This is a genomic window from Curtobacterium sp. MCSS17_015 (genome assembly GCF_003234265.2).
In the GTDB taxonomy this organism is placed as follows: Bacteria; Actinomycetota; Actinomycetes; order Actinomycetales; family Microbacteriaceae; genus Curtobacterium.
In genome coordinates this window covers 754,153-771,197 of the sequence record NZ_CP126256.1, presented here as the reverse complement: position 1 = coordinate 771,197, position 17,045 = coordinate 754,153, and the positions used below count along the sequence as shown (strand labels likewise).

The 17,045-nt window shown below is 71.6% G+C and carries 15 protein-coding genes; 3 read left to right on the top strand and 12 right to left on the bottom strand.

Features of this window, described 5'->3' with window-relative positions; translation table 11 throughout:
- Window positions 1–17: 17 nt before the first annotated feature.
- From mfd to DEJ18_RS03585, 8 genes are all read right to left on the bottom strand, one after another.
- Complete coding sequence (mfd, locus tag DEJ18_RS03620; RefSeq protein ID WP_111209587.1) at window positions 18–3,611, bottom strand: transcription-repair coupling factor; 3,594 nt, start codon at window positions 3,609–3,611, stop codon at window positions 18–20.
- Window positions 3,612–3,715: 104 nt separating this feature from the next.
- Window positions 3,716–3,895, bottom strand: coding sequence for a hypothetical protein (locus tag DEJ18_RS03615; RefSeq protein ID WP_146241475.1), 180 nt, complete (start codon window positions 3,893–3,895; stop codon window positions 3,716–3,718).
- Window positions 3,892–4,476 carry an aminoacyl-tRNA hydrolase gene (gene pth / locus DEJ18_RS03610; protein ID WP_111209586.1) on the bottom strand — a complete coding sequence of 195 codons (585 nt, stop codon included), beginning with the start codon at window positions 4,474–4,476 and terminating at the stop codon, window positions 3,892–3,894. The genes DEJ18_RS03615 and pth overlap by 4 nt, the downstream gene beginning before the upstream one ends.
- A gap of 27 nt (window positions 4,477–4,503) precedes the next feature.
- A complete protein-coding gene (locus tag DEJ18_RS03605) occupies window positions 4,504–5,148 on the bottom strand; it encodes a 50S ribosomal protein L25/general stress protein Ctc (RefSeq protein ID WP_111209585.1) in 645 nt (214 codons plus the stop codon).
- A 252-nt stretch (window positions 5,149–5,400) separates the two neighbouring features.
- Window positions 5,401–6,438 (bottom strand): hypothetical protein, encoded by a 1,038-nt coding sequence (locus DEJ18_RS03600; RefSeq protein WP_111209584.1) that lies wholly within the window; start codon window positions 6,436–6,438, stop codon window positions 5,401–5,403.
- A 45-nt stretch (window positions 6,439–6,483) separates the two neighbouring features.
- On the bottom strand, window positions 6,484–7,824 hold the full coding sequence (manD, locus tag DEJ18_RS03595) for a D-mannonate dehydratase ManD (protein WP_111209583.1): 1,341 nt from the start codon (window positions 7,822–7,824) through the stop codon (window positions 6,484–6,486).
- Between the two features lie 234 nt (window positions 7,825–8,058).
- A complete protein-coding gene (locus DEJ18_RS03590; RefSeq protein WP_258376838.1) occupies window positions 8,059–8,757 on the bottom strand; it encodes a response regulator in 699 nt (232 codons plus the stop codon).
- On the bottom strand, window positions 8,754–10,124 hold the full coding sequence (locus DEJ18_RS03585; RefSeq protein ID WP_111209581.1) for a sensor histidine kinase: 1,371 nt from the start codon (window positions 10,122–10,124) through the stop codon (window positions 8,754–8,756). The genes DEJ18_RS03590 and DEJ18_RS03585 overlap by 4 nt, the downstream gene beginning before the upstream one ends.
- A gap of 216 nt (window positions 10,125–10,340) precedes the next feature.
- Between DEJ18_RS03585 and DEJ18_RS03580 the strand changes: the two genes are divergently transcribed.
- Window positions 10,341–10,583, top strand: a complete 243-nt coding sequence (locus DEJ18_RS03580; RefSeq protein ID WP_111082012.1) for an SHOCT domain-containing protein — start codon at window positions 10,341–10,343, stop codon at window positions 10,581–10,583.
- Window positions 10,584–10,615: 32 nt separating this feature from the next.
- On the opposite strand, the gene DEJ18_RS03575 is transcribed toward DEJ18_RS03580, so the two are convergent.
- Entirely contained in the window at window positions 10,616–11,143 is a 528-nt protein-coding gene (locus tag DEJ18_RS03575) for a gluconokinase (protein ID WP_111082011.1), read from the bottom strand.
- A gap of 113 nt (window positions 11,144–11,256) precedes the next feature.
- On the opposite strand from DEJ18_RS03575, the gene gnd reads away from it, so the two are divergent.
- The gene (gene gnd / locus DEJ18_RS03570) at window positions 11,257–12,714 is read left to right on the top strand and encodes an NADP-dependent phosphogluconate dehydrogenase (protein ID WP_111209580.1); all 1,458 of its coding nucleotides are present in this window, start codon (window positions 11,257–11,259) and stop codon (window positions 12,712–12,714) included.
- Between the two features lie 90 nt (window positions 12,715–12,804).
- On the opposite strand, the gene DEJ18_RS03565 is transcribed toward gnd, so the two are convergent.
- Window positions 12,805–13,479, bottom strand: a complete 675-nt coding sequence (locus DEJ18_RS03565; protein ID WP_111209579.1) for a hypothetical protein — start codon at window positions 13,477–13,479, stop codon at window positions 12,805–12,807.
- A gap of 195 nt (window positions 13,480–13,674) precedes the next feature.
- Between DEJ18_RS03565 and DEJ18_RS03560 the strand changes: the two genes are divergently transcribed.
- Window positions 13,675–15,183 (top strand): molybdopterin-dependent oxidoreductase, encoded by a 1,509-nt coding sequence (locus DEJ18_RS03560; protein ID WP_111209722.1) that lies wholly within the window; start codon window positions 13,675–13,677, stop codon window positions 15,181–15,183.
- A gap of 85 nt (window positions 15,184–15,268) precedes the next feature.
- On the opposite strand, the gene DEJ18_RS03555 is transcribed toward DEJ18_RS03560, so the two are convergent.
- Together DEJ18_RS03555 and DEJ18_RS03550 are read right to left on the bottom strand one after the other, a co-directional pair.
- Window positions 15,269–16,054 carry a putative protein N(5)-glutamine methyltransferase gene (locus tag DEJ18_RS03555; protein ID WP_502866275.1) on the bottom strand — a complete coding sequence of 262 codons (786 nt, stop codon included), beginning with the start codon at window positions 16,052–16,054 and terminating at the stop codon, window positions 15,269–15,271.
- 10 nt (window positions 16,055–16,064) lie between these two features.
- Complete coding sequence (locus DEJ18_RS03550) at window positions 16,065–17,042, bottom strand: ribose-phosphate diphosphokinase (protein WP_111082007.1); 978 nt, start codon at window positions 17,040–17,042, stop codon at window positions 16,065–16,067.
- Window positions 17,043–17,045: the final 3 nt, after the last annotated feature.

The following is a 17,045-nucleotide window of genomic DNA, read 5'->3' as shown; positions in this document are numbered from 1 at the left end:
TCACCGGACGACGACCGTCAGGCGGCCGGCGCCTCCGCACGGGCGGGCGCACCGTAGACCGCGGTGAGGATGCTCTCCACCCAGCTGATGAGCGCGTCGTCCGGCAGCGTCTCGCCGTGCGGCTTCGGCACCGGGATGCTCGCGGCGTCCTGCTGCGGGAACCACCGCGCGCCCGCGAACATCCGCTTGAGCCGGACCTGCGCGGAGTCGGCGAGTTCCTTGCCGGCGACCCGCAGGTTCGAGCCCATCACGACGACGTCGGACAGGCCGACCTGCTGGGCCATGCGACGGAGGCGCGAGACCTCGATGAGCGTCAGCACGGCCTGCGGCGGGGTGCCGTACCGGTCGGTCAGCTCGTCGAGGACCATGTCGATCGCCTCGGGCTGCGCGGCCGGGGCCGATGCGGCGGAGAGCTTCTGGTAGGCCTCGAGTCGGAGCCGCTCGGACTCCACGTAGTTGTCCGGGATGTGCGCGTCGACGGGGATCTCGAGCCGGAGCTCGGTCTGCCCCTCAGCGACGTCACCGCGGAACTGCGACACCGCCTCGCCGATCATCCGCAGGTACAGGTCGAACCCGACGCCCGCGATGTGCCCGGACTGCTCACCGCCGAGCAGGTTGCCGGCACCGCGGATCTCGAGGTCCTTCATCGCCACCTGCATGCCCGCACCGAGCTCGTTGTTCGCCGCGATGGTCTCGAGGCGGTCCTGCGCGGTCTCGGACAGCGGCTTGTCGGCGTCGTAGAGGAAGTACGCGTAGCCCCGCTCGCGTCCACGACCGACGCGACCACGGAGCTGGTGCAGCTGTGACAGCCCGTACTTGTCCGCCTTGTCGATGATGAGTGTGTTGGCGTTCGCGATGTCCAGGCCGGTCTCGATGATCGTCGTCGACACGAGGACGTCGAACCGGCGCTCCCAGAAGTCGACCATGACCTGCTCGAGGGCCTGCTCGCCCATCTGCCCGTGCGCGACGGCGATGCGCGCATCGGGGACGACCTCGGCCAGGTGCGCTGCGACCGACTGGATGTCCTTGACGCGGTTGTGCACGTAGAACACCTGCCCCTCACGGAGCATCTCACGCTTGATCGCCGCGGCCACCTGCAGGTCCGACTGCGGCCCGACGAACGTCAGGATCGGGTGGCGGTCCTCCGGCGGGGTCGCGAGCGTCGACATCTCACGGATCCCGGTCACCGCCATCTCGAGCGAACGCGGGATCGGCGTCGCGGACATCGCCAGCACGTCGACGTTCGTCTTGAGCTTCTTGAGCTGGTCCTTGTGCTCGACACCGAAGCGCTGCTCCTCGTCGATGATCACCAGCCCGACGTCCTTGAACTGCACGCTCTGCGACAGGATCCGGTGCGTGCCGATGACGATGTCGACGGTGCCGTCCGCGAGGCCCGCGAGCGTCTCCTTCGTCTCCTTCTCGGTCTGGAACCGGCTCAGGGCGCGCAGGTTCACCGGGAACCCGGCGAACCGCTCCTGGAACGTCTCCATGTGCTGGCGGACGAGCAGGGTCGTCGGCACGAGCACGGCGACCTGCTTGCCGTCCTGCACGGCCTTGAACGCGGCGCGGATCGCGACCTCGGTCTTGCCGTAGCCGACGTCACCGGACAGCAGCCGGTCCATCGGGATCGGGCTCTCCATGTCGCGCTTGATCTCGTCGATGGTCGTCAGCTGGTCGGCGGTCTCGGCGAACGGGAACGCCTCTTCCAGCTCGCGCTGCCACGGGGTGTCCGGGCCGAACGCGTGGCCCTTCGACGCCATGCGCGCCGAGTAGAGCTTGACGAGGTCGACCGCGATGTCCCGGACGGCCTTGCGCGCCTTCGACTTCGCCGCCGACCAGTCCGAGCCGCCCATCTTGGACAGCGTCGGGTTCTCGCCGCCGACGTACCGGGACAGCTGGTCGAGCTGGTCGGTCGGCACGAAGAGCTTGTCGCCTGGGTAGTTCCGCTTCGACGGCGCGTACTCGAGCACCAGGTACTCGCGCTGCTGCTTCACGGCGTTCCGGCCGCCGGAACTGACCTCGCGACTGACGAGCTCGACGAACTTGCCGATGCCGTGGGTGGCGTGCACGACCACGTCGCCCGGCTTGAGCTGCAGCGGGTCGACGACGTTCTTGCGCCGGCTCGCGAGCTTCTTCACGGTGCGCGCGCCCTGCTGGACGCTGCGGCCGTAGAACTCGGCCTCGCTGAGGAGCGCGATGCGCGGGTCGGCGACGGCGAAGCCGTGCTCGACGCTGGCCGTCGTGACGATGGCGACGCCCGGCTCGGGAGGCCCGTCCAGCGTCTCGGCGCGCGCGGCCACTCCGGCGTCCGCCAGCACCTGCACCGCACGTTCGACGAGGCCCTGGCCCTGCGCCGTCACGACGACGGCCCACTGGTCGTCGGTGAGCGCCTTGACGTGGGCGACCGCCCCGTCCGCGCTGCCGGCGAAGCTCGGGATCGCCTCACCGGGGACCCGGACGTACTCACCCGCCTCGGCGACGGCATCGGCGTCGGTCAGGGGTTCGTCGGCGCCGGAGTCGAACGGCGACACCGTCCACCACGTGCGCTGCCCCCGGGTGTTCTTGAGCTGCTGGACCGTCAGGAAGTTGCCGGCGTCGAGGTCGATCGGCGCCTGTGCACCCGCCACCGCCGCGCTCCACGCCGCCTGCAGGAACTCCTGGTTCGTCTCGGCCAGGCTGTGTGCCCGACCGCTGACCCGCTCGGGCGAGAAGACGGCGACGGTGGCGGCCTCCGGCAGGTACTCCGTCACCGGCACCAGCTTGTGGACGAGCGCCGGCGCGAGGGACTCCATGCCCTCGACCGGGATGCCCTCCGCCACCTTCGCGAGCATCTGCGACAGGTTCGGGAACTCGTGCAGCATCTCGCGCGCCCGCTGTCGGACGTCGTCGCTGAGGAGCAGCTCGCGCGAGGCGGTGAGCTCCACCGCGTCGAGGTCGTCGTCCGTGGACCGCTGGTCGGCCACCGAGAACGCCTTGATGCCCTCGATCTCGTCGCCGAAGAAGTCGACGCGCACGGGGTGGTCGGCGGTCGGCGGGAAGACGTCGAGGATGCCGCCGCGGACGGCGAACTCACCGCGGCGGGTGACGAGGTCGACACGGGCGTAGGCGAGGTCGACGAGTTGGGCGGCGATGGCGCCGAGGTCGTTGCCCCGCGAGCCGGTCCGCAGCACGACCGGTGCGAGCTCGGTGAGGTTGTCGGCGATCGGCTGCAGTGCTGCGCGGACGCTCGCCACGACGACGGTCGTCCGACGCTCGTCGACGGGGGCGTCCTGCCACCGCCGGAGGGCCCGGAGCGTGGCGATGCGCGTGCCGACGGTCTGCGGGCTCGGGCTGAGGCGCTCGTGCGGCAGGGTCTCCCAGGCGGGGAACTCGAGCACGTCGGCATCGGGGACCGTGCAGCTGAGGGCGTCACGGACCGCTTCGGCCTCGCGCCCGGTCGCGGTGATGACGAAGGCGCACTGGGGACCCGAGCGCTCGGCCAGCAGGGCGGCGAGCAGCGGCACGCGGAGGCCGTCGACCACCGAGAAGTCGGCGTCACGAGGAGCGGCACGGAGCGCACGATCGAAGGAGGATGCGCGCGAGAGCGCAGGGATGATGCCCGAGATCGTCACTCACCCCATGGTACCGGCGGCCCCCGACACCGGTCGCGGCGTGCGCGACGGGCGAACAGGAGGCGCGTGGCGGAGTCGGTACGGGCCTCCCGGCCGGTCCCGCGTCAGGAGCTGCCCGGCTCCAGGTCGTCCGGTGGGGGCGCCGGCTGGCTCTCGCGCGCCTGCTCGGCCACGCGGTGACCGAGGACGCGCGCCGTCCAGACGAGCGTGATGCCCATGACCGAGACGACGACGAGCGCACCCATGGCGAACGGGTTCGTCGCGAGCACCACGGCGGTCGTCATGCCGGCGCGTGGAAGCGCTGCTGCGCGGCGAGCAGGCCGTCGGTCACGATCGCCTCGACCGCGTCCGCGGCGTCGGCGAGGAGGTTCGGGAGCGTCTTCTTCTCGGCCGCGGAGAAGTCACGCAGCACGTAGTCGGCCGGGTCCTGGCGACCGGGGGGACGGCCGATGCCGACCCGCACCCGGGCGAACTCGTTCGTGTTCGTCGCCTTGATGACGTCACGGATGCCGTTGTGCCCGCCGTGGCCGCCGTTGCCCTTGAGCTTCACGGAGTCGAACGGCAGGTCCAGCTCGTCGTGCACCAGGATCAGGTCCGACGGGGGCACGCTGTAGAAACCCAGGACGGCCGAGACGGGGCCGCCGGAGGTGTTCATGAACGACCCGGGCTTCGCGAGGACGAGCTTCGGCCCCCCCGGCACCAGGCGCCCCTCGGCGACCTGGTTCGGGGTCTTGTGCTTCTTGAACGTGGCGCCCATCCGGGCTGCCAGTTCGTCGAGGACCATCTGGCCGACGTTGTGGCGGTTGCCCGCGTAGTCGGGCCCGGGGTTCCCGAGCCCGACCACGACGAACGTGCGGTCTGCCATCAGCGTCGGCCAGATGTCTTCGTGTGGTTACTCGGAGTCGGCGTTGGCGTCGACCGGCTCGGAGCCGCCCTCGGCACCGGCTTCGGCGCCGGCCTCGGCCGAGGCCTCGTCGGCGGCGTCGTCGTCAGCGGTGCCACGCGGGGTGACGATCGCGACGACGAGGGACTCGCCCTCGATCTCGAGCTCGGCGCCGGCCGGGAGCTCCAGCTCGGAGGCGTGGATCTGCGCGCCGTCCTCGAGGCCCTCGACGTTCACCACGACGTGCTCGGGGATGTCGGTCGCCTCGACGAGCAGGGAGACGCTCGCCAGGTCCTGCACGTGGATGGTGCCGGAGAAGGACTCGCCCTCGACGACGACGGGCACGTCGACCGTGACCTTCTCGCCACGACGGACGACCACGAGGTCGACGTGCTCGATGATCTGACGCACCGGGTCACGCTGGACGTCTTTGACGAGGGCGAGCTGAGCCGCACCCTCGATGTCGAGGTCCACGACCGCGTTGGCGGTACGGACGAGGAGCATCGTCTCGTGGCCCGGCAGGCTGATGTGCTGCGGCTCGGTGCCGTGGCCGTAGACGACGGCGGGGATCTTGTCGGCGGCGCGGAGCTTGCGGGCCGCACCCTTGCCGAACTTGGTGCGGACTTCCGCCGCGAGCTTGGTGTAGTCAGCCATGATGCCTCCTGGTGTCGGGGACGACGCCGGAGTGCCGGCATCGGGGGTCTGTGGTGTTGCAACTCGAACGCGTGCACGCGTGAGGAACGTTCCCAGGTCTGGCCGGGTCTCCCACCGCGTCGATCACGGCCGCTTGCGCGGCCCTCGCCGAAGTCAGTCACCGAGTCTAGCAGGGCCTCCGGGCGTGTCGCGACGATCAAAGGTGGATCGCGACGGCGACGACGCTTTCATCCGAGTGGATGAGGGCGCGGATCAGGAGCGCTCGCGTCGGTGACGGCGCGCGGCGACGAGGGCCTCGCGGGCGCGGTCGCTCGCGGCCTCGGCGTCGTCACGCTCCTGCCCGAGCCGTTCGGCCTCCGCGTCGAGGTCGGCCCGCTCCTGGTCGAGGGCGGCGAGCTGTCGCTCGAGGTCGCGACGGCGACGGTCGAGGTCGGCGCGTCGGTCCTCGACGTCCTCGAGAGCGGACTCCGCCTGGTCGAGAGCGGCATCGGCCTGCCGGGAGGCACGTCGCGCTGCCGCCTCGGCCTCGCGCGCGGCACGGCGCTCGGCTACGGGGTCGCGCTGGTCGTCGTCGTGGACCGGCGCGTCGGGCTCGGCAGGACCATCCGGTTCACCAGGAGCGTCCGGTTCGTCAGGAGCATCCGGTTCGTCAGGAGCATCCGGCTCGTCAGGAACTGCCCGCTCGCCGTCTGCGCGACCGCGCCCCGCCGGGCGGCGTGCACCGCGCCTCCCGGCCGTGATCGGGATGGGAGGCGCGTCACTGCCGGACCACGCGTCCGGGACGGCGCCCGGGACGGCCACCGCGTCGGTCAGGTCGACGTCCTCGAACCCGACGCTCTCGAGGGGCCGCAGGAGGAGGCCCGATCGGATCGCGGCGCCGGCGTGCGGGTCGGCCATGCCGGCCTCGATGGTCGCGCGGACCTGCTCGAGCACGGCCGGTGTCGGCGGGTGCCCGGCTGCGGCTGCCCGGTCGGCGCCGGTGTCGGCGAGCGCCGCCACGACCTGTGACCGCTGCTTCCGGAGTGTCGCGATCTGCTGCGGGTCCGCGGAGGCCTGCGCCTGCCGGAGGGCGGGACCGAGGTCGACGGCGTCGTCGAGGGCGTCCTCGGAGGCGAGCAGGTCGACGATCCATGCGGCCGGCGCGGGCTTCTTCAGCTTCCCGATCGCGGCCGCGAGCTCCCGGTCGTCCTTCCGGGCCGCTCGTTGCCGTGCCGTCCGCGCGGCCACGAAGTCGCCCGGAGCGGCGCGCAACAGATCGCGGGCGACGTCGGCGAGCGCTGCGGGGTCCACATCACCACTCTGCCCGTCGGGCACGGTGCGGCGCCCGAGAACAGCTCACCAGTCGTGCACGGTGCCGTCCGCCAGGCGGTTGAACGGCAGGTACGCCTGCTCGTACGGGTACTTCCCGGCCTCGTCGACGTCGAGCGAGACCCCGATGCCCGGCTCGTCGCCGGGGTGCAGGTACCCGTCCGTGAACGTGGCCGTCTGCTGGAACACCTGGTTCGTCCTCGGACCGTGCTGCATGTACTCCTGGATCCCGAAGTTGTGGATGGCGAGGCCGAGGTGCATCTGAGCCGCCATCCCCACCGGCGAGATGTCGGTCGGCCCGTGGAACCCGGACTTCACCTGGTACATCGCGGCGTAGTCCATCGTCTTCCGTAGCGGGGTCACGCCGCCCATGTGGGTGACGGCGCCGCGGACGTAGTCGATGAGCTGGTCGCGGATGAGGTCCTTGAAGTCCCAGATCGTGTTGAAGACCTCACCGATGGCGAGCGGTGTCGTGGTGTGCTGCCGGACGAGCCGGAGCGCTTCCTGGTTCTCGGCGGGGGTGCAGTCCTCGAGCCAGAACAGGTCGTACGGCTCGAGGGACTTGCCGAGCTTGGCGGCCTGGATCGGGGTCATCCGGTGGTGTCCGTCGTGCAGGAGGGGCAGCTCCGGCCCGAACTCGTTCCGGACGGCTTCGAACACCGTCGGCAGGTGCCGGAGGTAGGCGCGGGTGTCCCAGTCCTCCATGGCCGGGAACACACCGCGCTGTGCGGGTTCGAAGTCGTACCGGACACCCGCGTTGCCTTCGGTGGTCCGGTTCGACGCGATTCCGTAGATGCTCTCGAGCCCGGGGACGCCGGTCTGGACGCGGATCGACCGGTACCCCTCGGCCTGGTGGGCGCGGATGGAGTCGAACAACTCCGGCAGCTCCTTGCCGGAGGCGTGGCCGTACGCCATGAGCCCGGTCCGCGAGGCACCACCGAGCAACTGGTACAGCGGCATGCCGGCCGCCTTCGCCTTGATGTCCCAGAGCGCCATGTCGACGGCGGCGATCGCGGCCATGGTGACCGGGCCTCGGCGCCAGTAGGACGAGCGGTAGAGGAACTGCCAGGCGTCCTCGATGCGGCTGGCGTCGCGGCCGACGAGCAGCGGCACGACGTGCTCCGACAGGTAGGCGGCGACGGCGAGTTCGCGGCCGTTCAGGGTCGCGTCGCCGAGGCCCGTGACGCCGTCGGCGGTCGTCAGCTTGAGCGTGACGAAGTTCCGGTCCGGGCTGGTGACGATGACCTCGGCACGGTCGACGAGCTGTCCGCGGTCCGTGCTCGCCCAGGTGTCCGGCCTGGAGGCTGTGCCTCCGCCCGCAGAGCGGGCGTCGGTCGCACCGGGGGTCGGGTTCGCGGGATCGGTCACGGCGTTGCTCCTCCTCGAGGTGGGCACGGCGCTCCTCCGCGGCGGTGCGGGAGCGTCCGACGTCCACCTGTCGAGCCTGCACCGGCGGCGGCCGTGTGTCCATCGTCAGCAGCCGGCTCGAGGCGCGCTCAACCCCGACGCACGGCGGGTGTCAGGTGTCCGACGATGCTCGGGACGTCGTCGAGCCGTCCCTCTGCGATCGCGACGATGATGGTATCGAACTGGTGTCTCCGGTCATCCGGTCCATCCGGGAGTGACGAGGCCGGTCTCGTAGGCGAAGACCACGAGTTGGGCGCGGTCGCGAGCGCCGAGCTTGATCATCGCCCGGGACACATGGGTCTTCGTGGTGGCCGGGCTGACGAACAGGCGCTCGGCGATCTCGGCGTTCGTCAACCCGCTCGCCACCAGGCGCATGACCTGTCGTTCGCGGTCCGTCAGGGCGCCGAGCTCAGGGGCGAGCGCCGCCGGCTTCGCGTGCGCGGCGTACGCCTCGACGAGGGAACGGGTCGGTCCGGGCGACAGCAACGACTCCCCCGCGACCACGGTGCGGATCGCCCGGAGGAGTTCGCCGGGCTCGGTGTCCTTCACGAGGAACCCGGCAGCCCCACCACGGATCGCCTCGAAGACGGTGTCGTCCTCCTCGAAGGTCGTGAGCACCACGACGTGCACCGCGGCGAGCGCGCGGTCCTCGGAGATCCGCCTCGTCGCGACGAGGCCGTCGGTCCCCGGCATGCGGATGTCCATGAGCACGACGTCGGGCAACTCCCGTGCGGCGACTGCGACGGCCGCGTCACCGTCGGCCGCCTCACCGACGACCTGCATCCCGGGCTCGGCCGAGATGAGCGCGCGGAGTCCGGCACGGATGAGGCCCTGGTCGTCGACCAACACCACCCGGATCGGGTCCGGCGTGGTGGTGGTCGCGGGCATGCTCATCCGTCCGTCTCCTGCTCTCCGATTGTGGGGCGTGCGGGTTCGCCGATCGGCAGGCGAGCCCTGACCGACCACCCGCCGTCGGGCGTCGGTCCGACCGCGAGGGTGCCACCGGCGGCCGCGGCCCGCTCGTGCATCCCGACGAGGCCGTTGCCCTGACTGCTGCCGCTGCTGCGGGTCGACCACGCGGCCTCGGTGTCCGGGCCGACCACGCGCGCGGGACGGGACGAGGCACGGTGCCCTCGGTGCGCCTCCGCTGCTCGGGGAGCACCGGTGACGGTCGAGACCCTCGGGACGTCGGTCACCGTGATGTCGACGATCTCGGCACCCACGTCGACGACGACCGTGGCGCGGTGGTCAGCGGCGTGCTTCATGACGTTCGTGACCGACTCCTGCACGATGCGGAACGCGTTCCGCGAGACGACGCCGGCGACGCCGTCCACCGGGCCGTCGAGGTGCAGCGTCACGTCCACTCCGGCCGCGCGGGCTCGGTCGACCAGGTCGGGAACACGGTCGAGGCCGGCGACCGGCGCGCGGTCGGAGGTGCCCGACGGCGCGTCGACAGCACGGAGCACGCCGAGGATCGTCCGGAGTTCGACCAGCGCCTGCTTGCTGGAGTCTCGGATGCTCAGCAGCGACTCCCGCGTCTGTTCCGGGAGTTCCGCGCCGAGGTGCAGGGCCACCCCCGCCTGCAGGTTGATGAGCGACATGCTGTGGGCGACCGAGTCGTGGAGTTCCCGAGCGATGCGGACCCGTTCGGCACCGGCCCGCTGCTGCTCCGCCGCGAGCCGGGCACGACGGGCGTCAGCGGCGCGGACGAGCCGCACCCGGACGAGCTCGGTGACGGCGATCGTGACCGTCAGCCACGCCAGGCAGAGCGTCGTGGTGGTGACGGTCGGGAAGGGCGCGCGCCCGGTCAGGGTGTCCGCCGAGGGCAGGACGACCTGGGCGACCGCGGCGGCGACGTAGACCGGGACGCGGTGTCCGCGGAACCAGGCGTTGGCGAGCGCCATCGTCAGCGCCGCGACGAACGGACCCCGCGGGCTGACGACCAGGGCGTAGCCGATCGTGGTACCGAGGGTCAGGGCCAGGACCACGACCGGCCATCGCCAGCGGAAGGGCAGGACGACGATCCCGCTCACGAGCAGCACCCATGCCAGGGGCCCGAGGAACACCGGTTCGACGCCGTCCCCCAGGCGTTGCGTCCACGGTGGTCCGCCGTCGACACCACCGGGTCCGGCCCCGGTGGCCAACCGGGTGGCGACGACCGTCCCGACGAGCTGCACGAGCGCGACCGGCAGCACCCGCCCCACGCGGGCGAACCGGCGTCCGCCCACGGGGCGGTCGTCGGAGCGGGTGTCGGTGGTCATGCAGCGAGCCTACGGTCGGCCCTCCCCCGGGACATCGCGCACCGGGAGCGCCTGTGGACTACGCCCGAGGGAGTAGTCGCCTGTGGAGGGACGGGCGAGGGTGCACCGGCGGGAGCAGGCGGGAGTGGGCTCGCCCAGCGGACGCGCGTCGGGCCTCCCGGGCGGCAGCCTTGTCGTGTCGCGACCGCGGCACGAACACCGACCTCGGAGGTCCCCATGCTCACCACACTCGCTGCCACCGCTCCGTACTGGCACGGCGGAGCGCCGTCGCACGGCTTCCCCGTGTTCCCCGTGCTCCTGCTCCTGCTCGTCGTCGGAGCGCTCGTCTTCGGAGTCCTGCGCCGTGGTGCCGGACGGGCGCTCGCCGACGCGCGGTCGGTGCTCGCCGACCGGTTCGCGCGCGGCGAGATCGACGCCGAGGAGTACCGCGCCCGCCGATCGGAACTCAGCCGGAAGTAGACACGACGGTCAGACCGTCCAGCACGGGACGCTCAGGGCAGGACCGCGAGGATCGCGGCGACCGTCTCGTCGACGGACCCGCGGATCGGGACGGCGGCCGAGGCCTCGTCCGACTCCGGGCGCTCGAGCGTCGCGAACTGCGAGTCGAGCAGCGAGTTCGGCATGTACTCGTGGTGTCGGTGGCGCTGTCGCTCCGCGATGAGGTCGCGTGAGCCGTCGAGGAAGGCGATGAAGAGACCCGGCGCGTCCTCGCGGAGGCGGTCGCGGTAGACGCGCTTGAGGGCCGAGTTCGCCATCACGCAACGAGAGCCGGAGGCCTGGACGTCGGCGATCCGGGACGAGCACGCGTCGAGCCACGGCCGCCGGTCCTCGTCCGTGAGGGGGACGCCGTCGCGCATCTTGTCGACGTTGGACTGCGGGTGGAGCGCGTCGGCGTCGACGAACTCCGCGGCTTCCCCGCGGGCGACGAGCGCCTGCGTCAGGGCTTCGCCGACGGTGGACTTGCCGGAGCCGGAGACCCCCATCACGAGCACGGGCGGGAGGACGGTCGCATCGGCCATGCACCCACAGTACGAACCAGGGGGACCGCCGTACCCAGGATGCGGAAGACCTGGATGAGCACATCGGGGGCTGCATAGATTGGCCGTGGCCGTCAGGACACGAAGGAGTCGACGTGGCAGACAACAAGGAACAGGCGAACATCGGGGTCATCGGCCTCGCAGTGATGGGCTCGAACCTGGCGCGGAACCTCGCGTCACGAGAGGGCAACACCGTCGCGGTCTACAACCGCACCTACGCCCGCACCGAAGAGCTCATGAACGAGCACGGCGACATGGGCTTCATCGCGTCCGAGGACATCGACGGTTTCGTCGCCTCGCTGTCGAAGCCGCGGACCGCGATCATCATGGTCCAGGCCGGCAAGGGCACCGACGCGGTGGTCTCGCAGCTCGCCGAGCGGTTCGAGCCGGGCGACATCATCGTCGACGGCGGCAACGCGAACTTCCACGACACCATGCGCCGCGAGCACGACCTGCGTGAGAAGGGCCTCAACTTCGTCGGCACCGGCATCTCGGGCGGCGAAGAGGGCGCGCTGCACGGGCCGTCGATCATGCCCGGCGGATCGGACGAGGCCTGGGAGACGCTCGGGCCGATCCTGAAGTCGATCGCGGCCGTCGCCGAGGGTGAGCCCTGTGTGACGCACGTCGGGACCGACGGTGCCGGGCACTTCGTGAAGATGGTGCACAACGGCATCGAGTACGCCGACATGCAGCTCATCGCGGAGTCCTACGACCTGCTCCGCCGCGTCGGCGGGTACAGCGTCGACCAGCTCGTCGACGTGTTCGACGAGTGGAACAAGGGCGACCTCGAGTCCTACCTGATCGAGATCACCGGTGAGGTCCTCAAGCAGCAGGACGCCGACACCGGCACACCGCTCGTCGACCTCATCCGCGACGCCGCCGGCTCGAAGGGCACCGGCGTCTGGACCGTGCAGAACGCGGTCGGCCTCGGCATCCCCGTCTCCGGCATCGGCGAGGCGGTGTTCGCCCGCGCGGTGTCATCGAGGTCGTCGCAGCGCGCCGCGGTCCAGAAGTCGGTGCAGAACCGTCCGTCGATCGTCGAAGTGCCCGACACCTTCGCCGACGACGTCCGAGCGGCGCTCTACGCGTCGAAGGTCGTCGCGTACGCGCAGGGCTTCGACCTCATCATCGCGGGGGCGAAGGAGTACGGCTGGGACATCGCCCTCGGCGACATGGCGAAGATCTGGCGCGGCGGCTGCATCATCCGCGCGCAGTTCCTCAACCGCATCGTCGAGGCGTACGACGAGAACCCCGAGCTCGAGTCGCTGCTGGTCGACCCGTACTTCGCGAACGCCGTCGCCGAGGGTGAAGCAGCCTGGCGTCGCATCGTCGGGATCGCGGCCGCGTCGGGGATCCCGGCACCCGGTTTCTCGTCCGCGCTGTCGTACTTCGACTCGCTCGCGTCCGAGCGACTGCCCGCTGCGCTCATCCAGGGACAGCGTGACTTCTTCGGGGCGCACACCTACCAGCGCATCGACAAGGACGGCACGTTCCACACCCTGTGGTCCGAGGACGACCGTCGTGAGGTCGAACAGGAGCCGTCCACCCACTGAGCGGACGGGTGCGCTGGGCCCGGGACTGCTCGGGTCCGCCGGAACAGCGGGCTCCGTCGCTGACGGGGCCCGCTGCCCCGGGCATCGACCTCAGGCGACGATGCGTTCCCGGGCGAGCCGGGCGAGCAGCCCGTCGAGACGGTCGCCCGGACCGAGCAACCGGTCGGACCCCGGTGCCGCGCGGACGAAGAACGTCGCGACGGCGGTGGTGTCGTCGGCCCGGACGTAGTGGAGCGCAAGGGCAGGAGCAGTGCGTCGACCGGCGCCCGGCACGAGGACCTCCTCGACCCCGACGTGCATGACCCGGCTCCAGCGGATGACGAGCAACCGCGTCGCCCGGCGCTCGTCGAGTTCCCACATCGAGGCCTCCGTCGCGCCGAACGCCCACGTCACGCGGTCGGACAGGGGCACCTCGGGCCGGACGGCCTCGATCATCCCACGGAGTTCCTGGGTCGGGCTCGCGGGCACCGACCAGACAGTGGGGTCGATGCGTCGTACCGCGAGGGCGAGGACGTCGTCCTCACGACGACGGCCGACGCTGCGGGCCCGGACGACAGCGATGACGACGACCGCCACGCCGACGGTGACGGCGATCGCCTCGGCGACACCGAACGCACGCAGGTCCGCGTCCGGGTCGACCGTGACGACGACGACGCGGACGGTGAGGAGCGCAGCCCAGACCGCGACGACCGCCCACCGCAGCGCGAGGAGTCGACCCGCGGAGGTCCAGCCGTGCCAGCCCCGGGCGCGACCAGGGCCGGGCACACGGTCGGGTCGGCACCCTGCGATCCTGTCACGGCACCAGCACGATGCACCTCGCTCCCGGATGAACGCTCTGGCGGGACCCCGTCCGACGCCTGGTTCCCAGCACCACTGACCTACGATCCGAACGTGACCGAGCCAGACCCGCGCCTCCTCCCGCACCGCAGGTGGGCCGCAGCGCTCGTCGGCGTCATCGCGATGCTCGCGTTCCTCGCCGTGGCCGAGCTCGGCGCACTGGTCCTCGGTGGCGCGGGCAGCCCCCTGGTCGCGGTCGGTTCAGCCGTCATCGACCTCGCTCCCCGGGCGGCGAAGGACCTGATGGTTTCGCTGTTCGGCACCGGCGACAAGGTCGCACTGTTCGTCCTCATGACCGTCGTCCTGGTGGCGGTCACGGCCGGCGCGGGCGTACTCGAACGCCGCCACCCGCCGTACGGAGCGCTCGTCTTCGCCGCCGGCGGTGTCCTCGCGCTCCTCGCGGTCACGACCCGTGCCGGGAGCGGTACCCTCGACGGCGCTCCCACGGTCGCCGGTGTCGCTGCCGCCGTGGTGGTGCTGCGCCTCCTGCTGCAGCGCCTGCACCGGTGGGAGGACGCGCGTGCCGTCCCCTCCGCCGATCCCGCCCGGGCCGGGGCGGTCGGACGGCGGTCCTTCATCGCGTGGACGGTGACGACCGCAGCGGTCGCGGCGGTGGTGGGAGGGGCCTCCCGGATCGGGTCGGCCTCCCTGCAGGCAGCAGCCGCGGTCCGCCGGGCCGTGCGCCTGCCGGAGCCCGCGACGGCTGCCGCTCCCGTCCCGAGCGGTGCTGCTCTCGACGTCGAGGGGATCACCCCGTACGTCACGCCGAACGCCGACTTCTACCGCATCGACACCGCGCTCCGCGTCCCCGCCGTCGACCCCGCCGACTGGTCGCTCAGGATCACGGGTGAGGTCGAGGAGGACATCGAACTCACCTGGGACGAGCTGCTCGCGCTCCCCCTCGAGGAGCACATGGCGACGCTGAGCTGCGTGTCGAACGAGGTCGGCGGGGACCTCATCGGCAACGCGCTGTGGCTCGGCTACCCGATCCGCTCGCTCCTGGCACGCGCTCGGCCCCGCGCCGGGGCGGACATGGTGCTGTCCCGCAGCGTCGACGGCTTCACGGCCGGCACCCCGCTCGACGTCCTGCAGGACGAGGGGACGGACGCGCTCCTGGCGGTCGGCATGAACGGCGACCCGCTGCCCGCCGAGCACGGCTTCCCCGCACGGCTGGTCGTCCCCGGACTGTTCGGCTACGTGTCCGCGACGAAGTGGGTGACCGAACTCGAGGTGACGCGGTTCTCCCGAGCGCAGGGGTACTGGACGCCGCGAGGCTGGTCCGAGCGCGGTCCGGTCAAACTCGAATCCCGCATCGACACCCCGGCCGACGGCGCGTCCGTGTCCGTCGGCGACCGGGTCCCGATCGCGGGTGTCGCCTGGCAGCCGCACACCGGGGTGAAGGCCGTGCAGGTCAAGGTCGGTGACGCGGACTGGCAGGACGCCGAGCTGGCGGACTCGGTCTCCGCCGACACGTGGCGGCAGTGGGTCTACCGCTGGACGGCGACGGAGGGTCGGCACGACGTGCAGGTCCGGGCCGTCAGCGCGGACGGCGAGGTGCAGACGAGCGTGCAGCGGCCGCCGGCACCGAACGGTGCGACCGGGTGGCACGGCGTCACCATCACGGCGTCCTGACGCGAACCCCGTCGCCGCCGTCACGACGGCCGCGGCAGTCGCGACGGCCACGACCTCGGGGGGGGGAGCGACCGGCAGCCTGCGCTCAGGCGGGCAGGGTCGCGACGACGCAGGTCCCGTCGACCTCGTCGTCCTGTGCGAACTCCACGGCGAACCCGGTCGCGCGGAACAGGTCCGCGGAGACCGGCGCCTGCTCGCCCGACACCTCGATGACCACCGACCCGCCGGGCCGCACCCAGTCGGCAGCGCCGGCAGCGATCCGCCGGTGGAGGTCGAGTCCGTCGACACCGCCGTCGAGCGCGACCCGGCGCTCGTGCTCCCGGGCCTCGGGCGGCATCGTCGCGATGGCGTCGGTGGGCACGTAGGGGGCGTTCACGGCGAGGACGTCCACGACACCGCGGAAGCGTGTGGGCAGGGGTGCGAACAGGTCGCCGGTGACCACGATGCCCCGGTCGCCCAGGTTCTCCGCCGCCACCTCGGTGGCGTCGGGGTCGATGTCGGCCGCGACGAGGTCGAGCGCGCCCACCCGTTCGAGCAGCGCCATCGCGACGGCCCCCGATCCGCAGCACAGGTCGACGACACGGTCGTACCGCCGGAGACGTCGGGCGGCTTCGGTCACGACGACGCGTGTACGGGCTCGGGGCACGAAGACCCCCGGGGTCACGCGGACCCGGTGTCCGTCGAAGGCCGCCCAGCCGAGGACGTACTCGAGCGGCTCACCCGCGAGCCGCCGCTGCACCAGGCCGCGCAACCGGACGGCGTCACCGTCGCCGGCTGCGAGGAGCAGGTCCGCTTCGTCCTCGGCGAACACGCTCCCGCCGGCCCGGAGCCGGGCGGCGAGGGCGTCCCGCGCGGTCGGTGCCACCGTCAGCGCCGACCGATCAGGCGGCGCCGTCGAACATCGACGTCACGGAGCCGTCGTCGAACACCTCGTGGATGGCGCGGGCGATGAGCGGGGCGATCGGCAGCACCTCGAGCTTGTCCCAGCGCTTCTCGGGCGGCAGCGGCAGCGTGTCGGTGACGACGACGCGGTCGATGAACTCGCTCTGCAGCAGCTCGGTCGCCGGGTCCGAGAACACGGCATGGGTGGCGGCGACGACGACGCCCTTGGCGCCGCTGGCCTTGAGGGCTTCGGCCGCCTTGGCGATGGTGCGTCCGGTGTCGATCAGGTCGTCGACGAGCAGGCACCAGCGGCCGGAGACGTCACCGACGATCTCGTGCACGGAGACCTGGTTCGGCACGAGCGGGTCGCGACGCTTGTGGATGATCGCCAGCGGGGCGCCGAGCTTCTCGGACCAGATGTCGGCGACGCGGACACGCCCCATGTCGGGCGAGACGACGGTCAGGGTCTCCGGGTCGAGCATCTCCTTGAAGCGCTCGAGCAGGACGGGCATGGCGAACAGGTGGTCGACAGGTCCGTCGAAGAAGCCCTGGATCTGCGGCGCGTGCAGGTCGACGCTCATGATGCGGTGCGCGCCCGCGGCCTTGAACAGGTCGGCGACGAGGCGGGCCGAGATCGGCTCGCGCCCGCGGCCCTTCTTGTCCTGGCGGGCGTACGGGTAGAACGGCGCGACGACGGTGATGCGCTTGGCCGAGGCACGCTTCAGCGCGTCGACCATGATGAGCTGCTCCATGAGCCACTCGTTGATCGGGGCGGTGTGCGACTGGATGACGAAGGCGTCGCACCCCCGCACCGACTCGTCGAAGCGGGCGTAGAGCTCGCCGTTGGCGAAGGTCCGGGCGTCGGTCGGGACGAGGTCGACACCGAGCTCTTCCGCGATCGCCTCTGACAGTTCCGGGTGCGCTCGCCCGGCGACCAGGACGAGTCGCTTCTGGCCGGTTGTCTTGATTCCGGACACGTG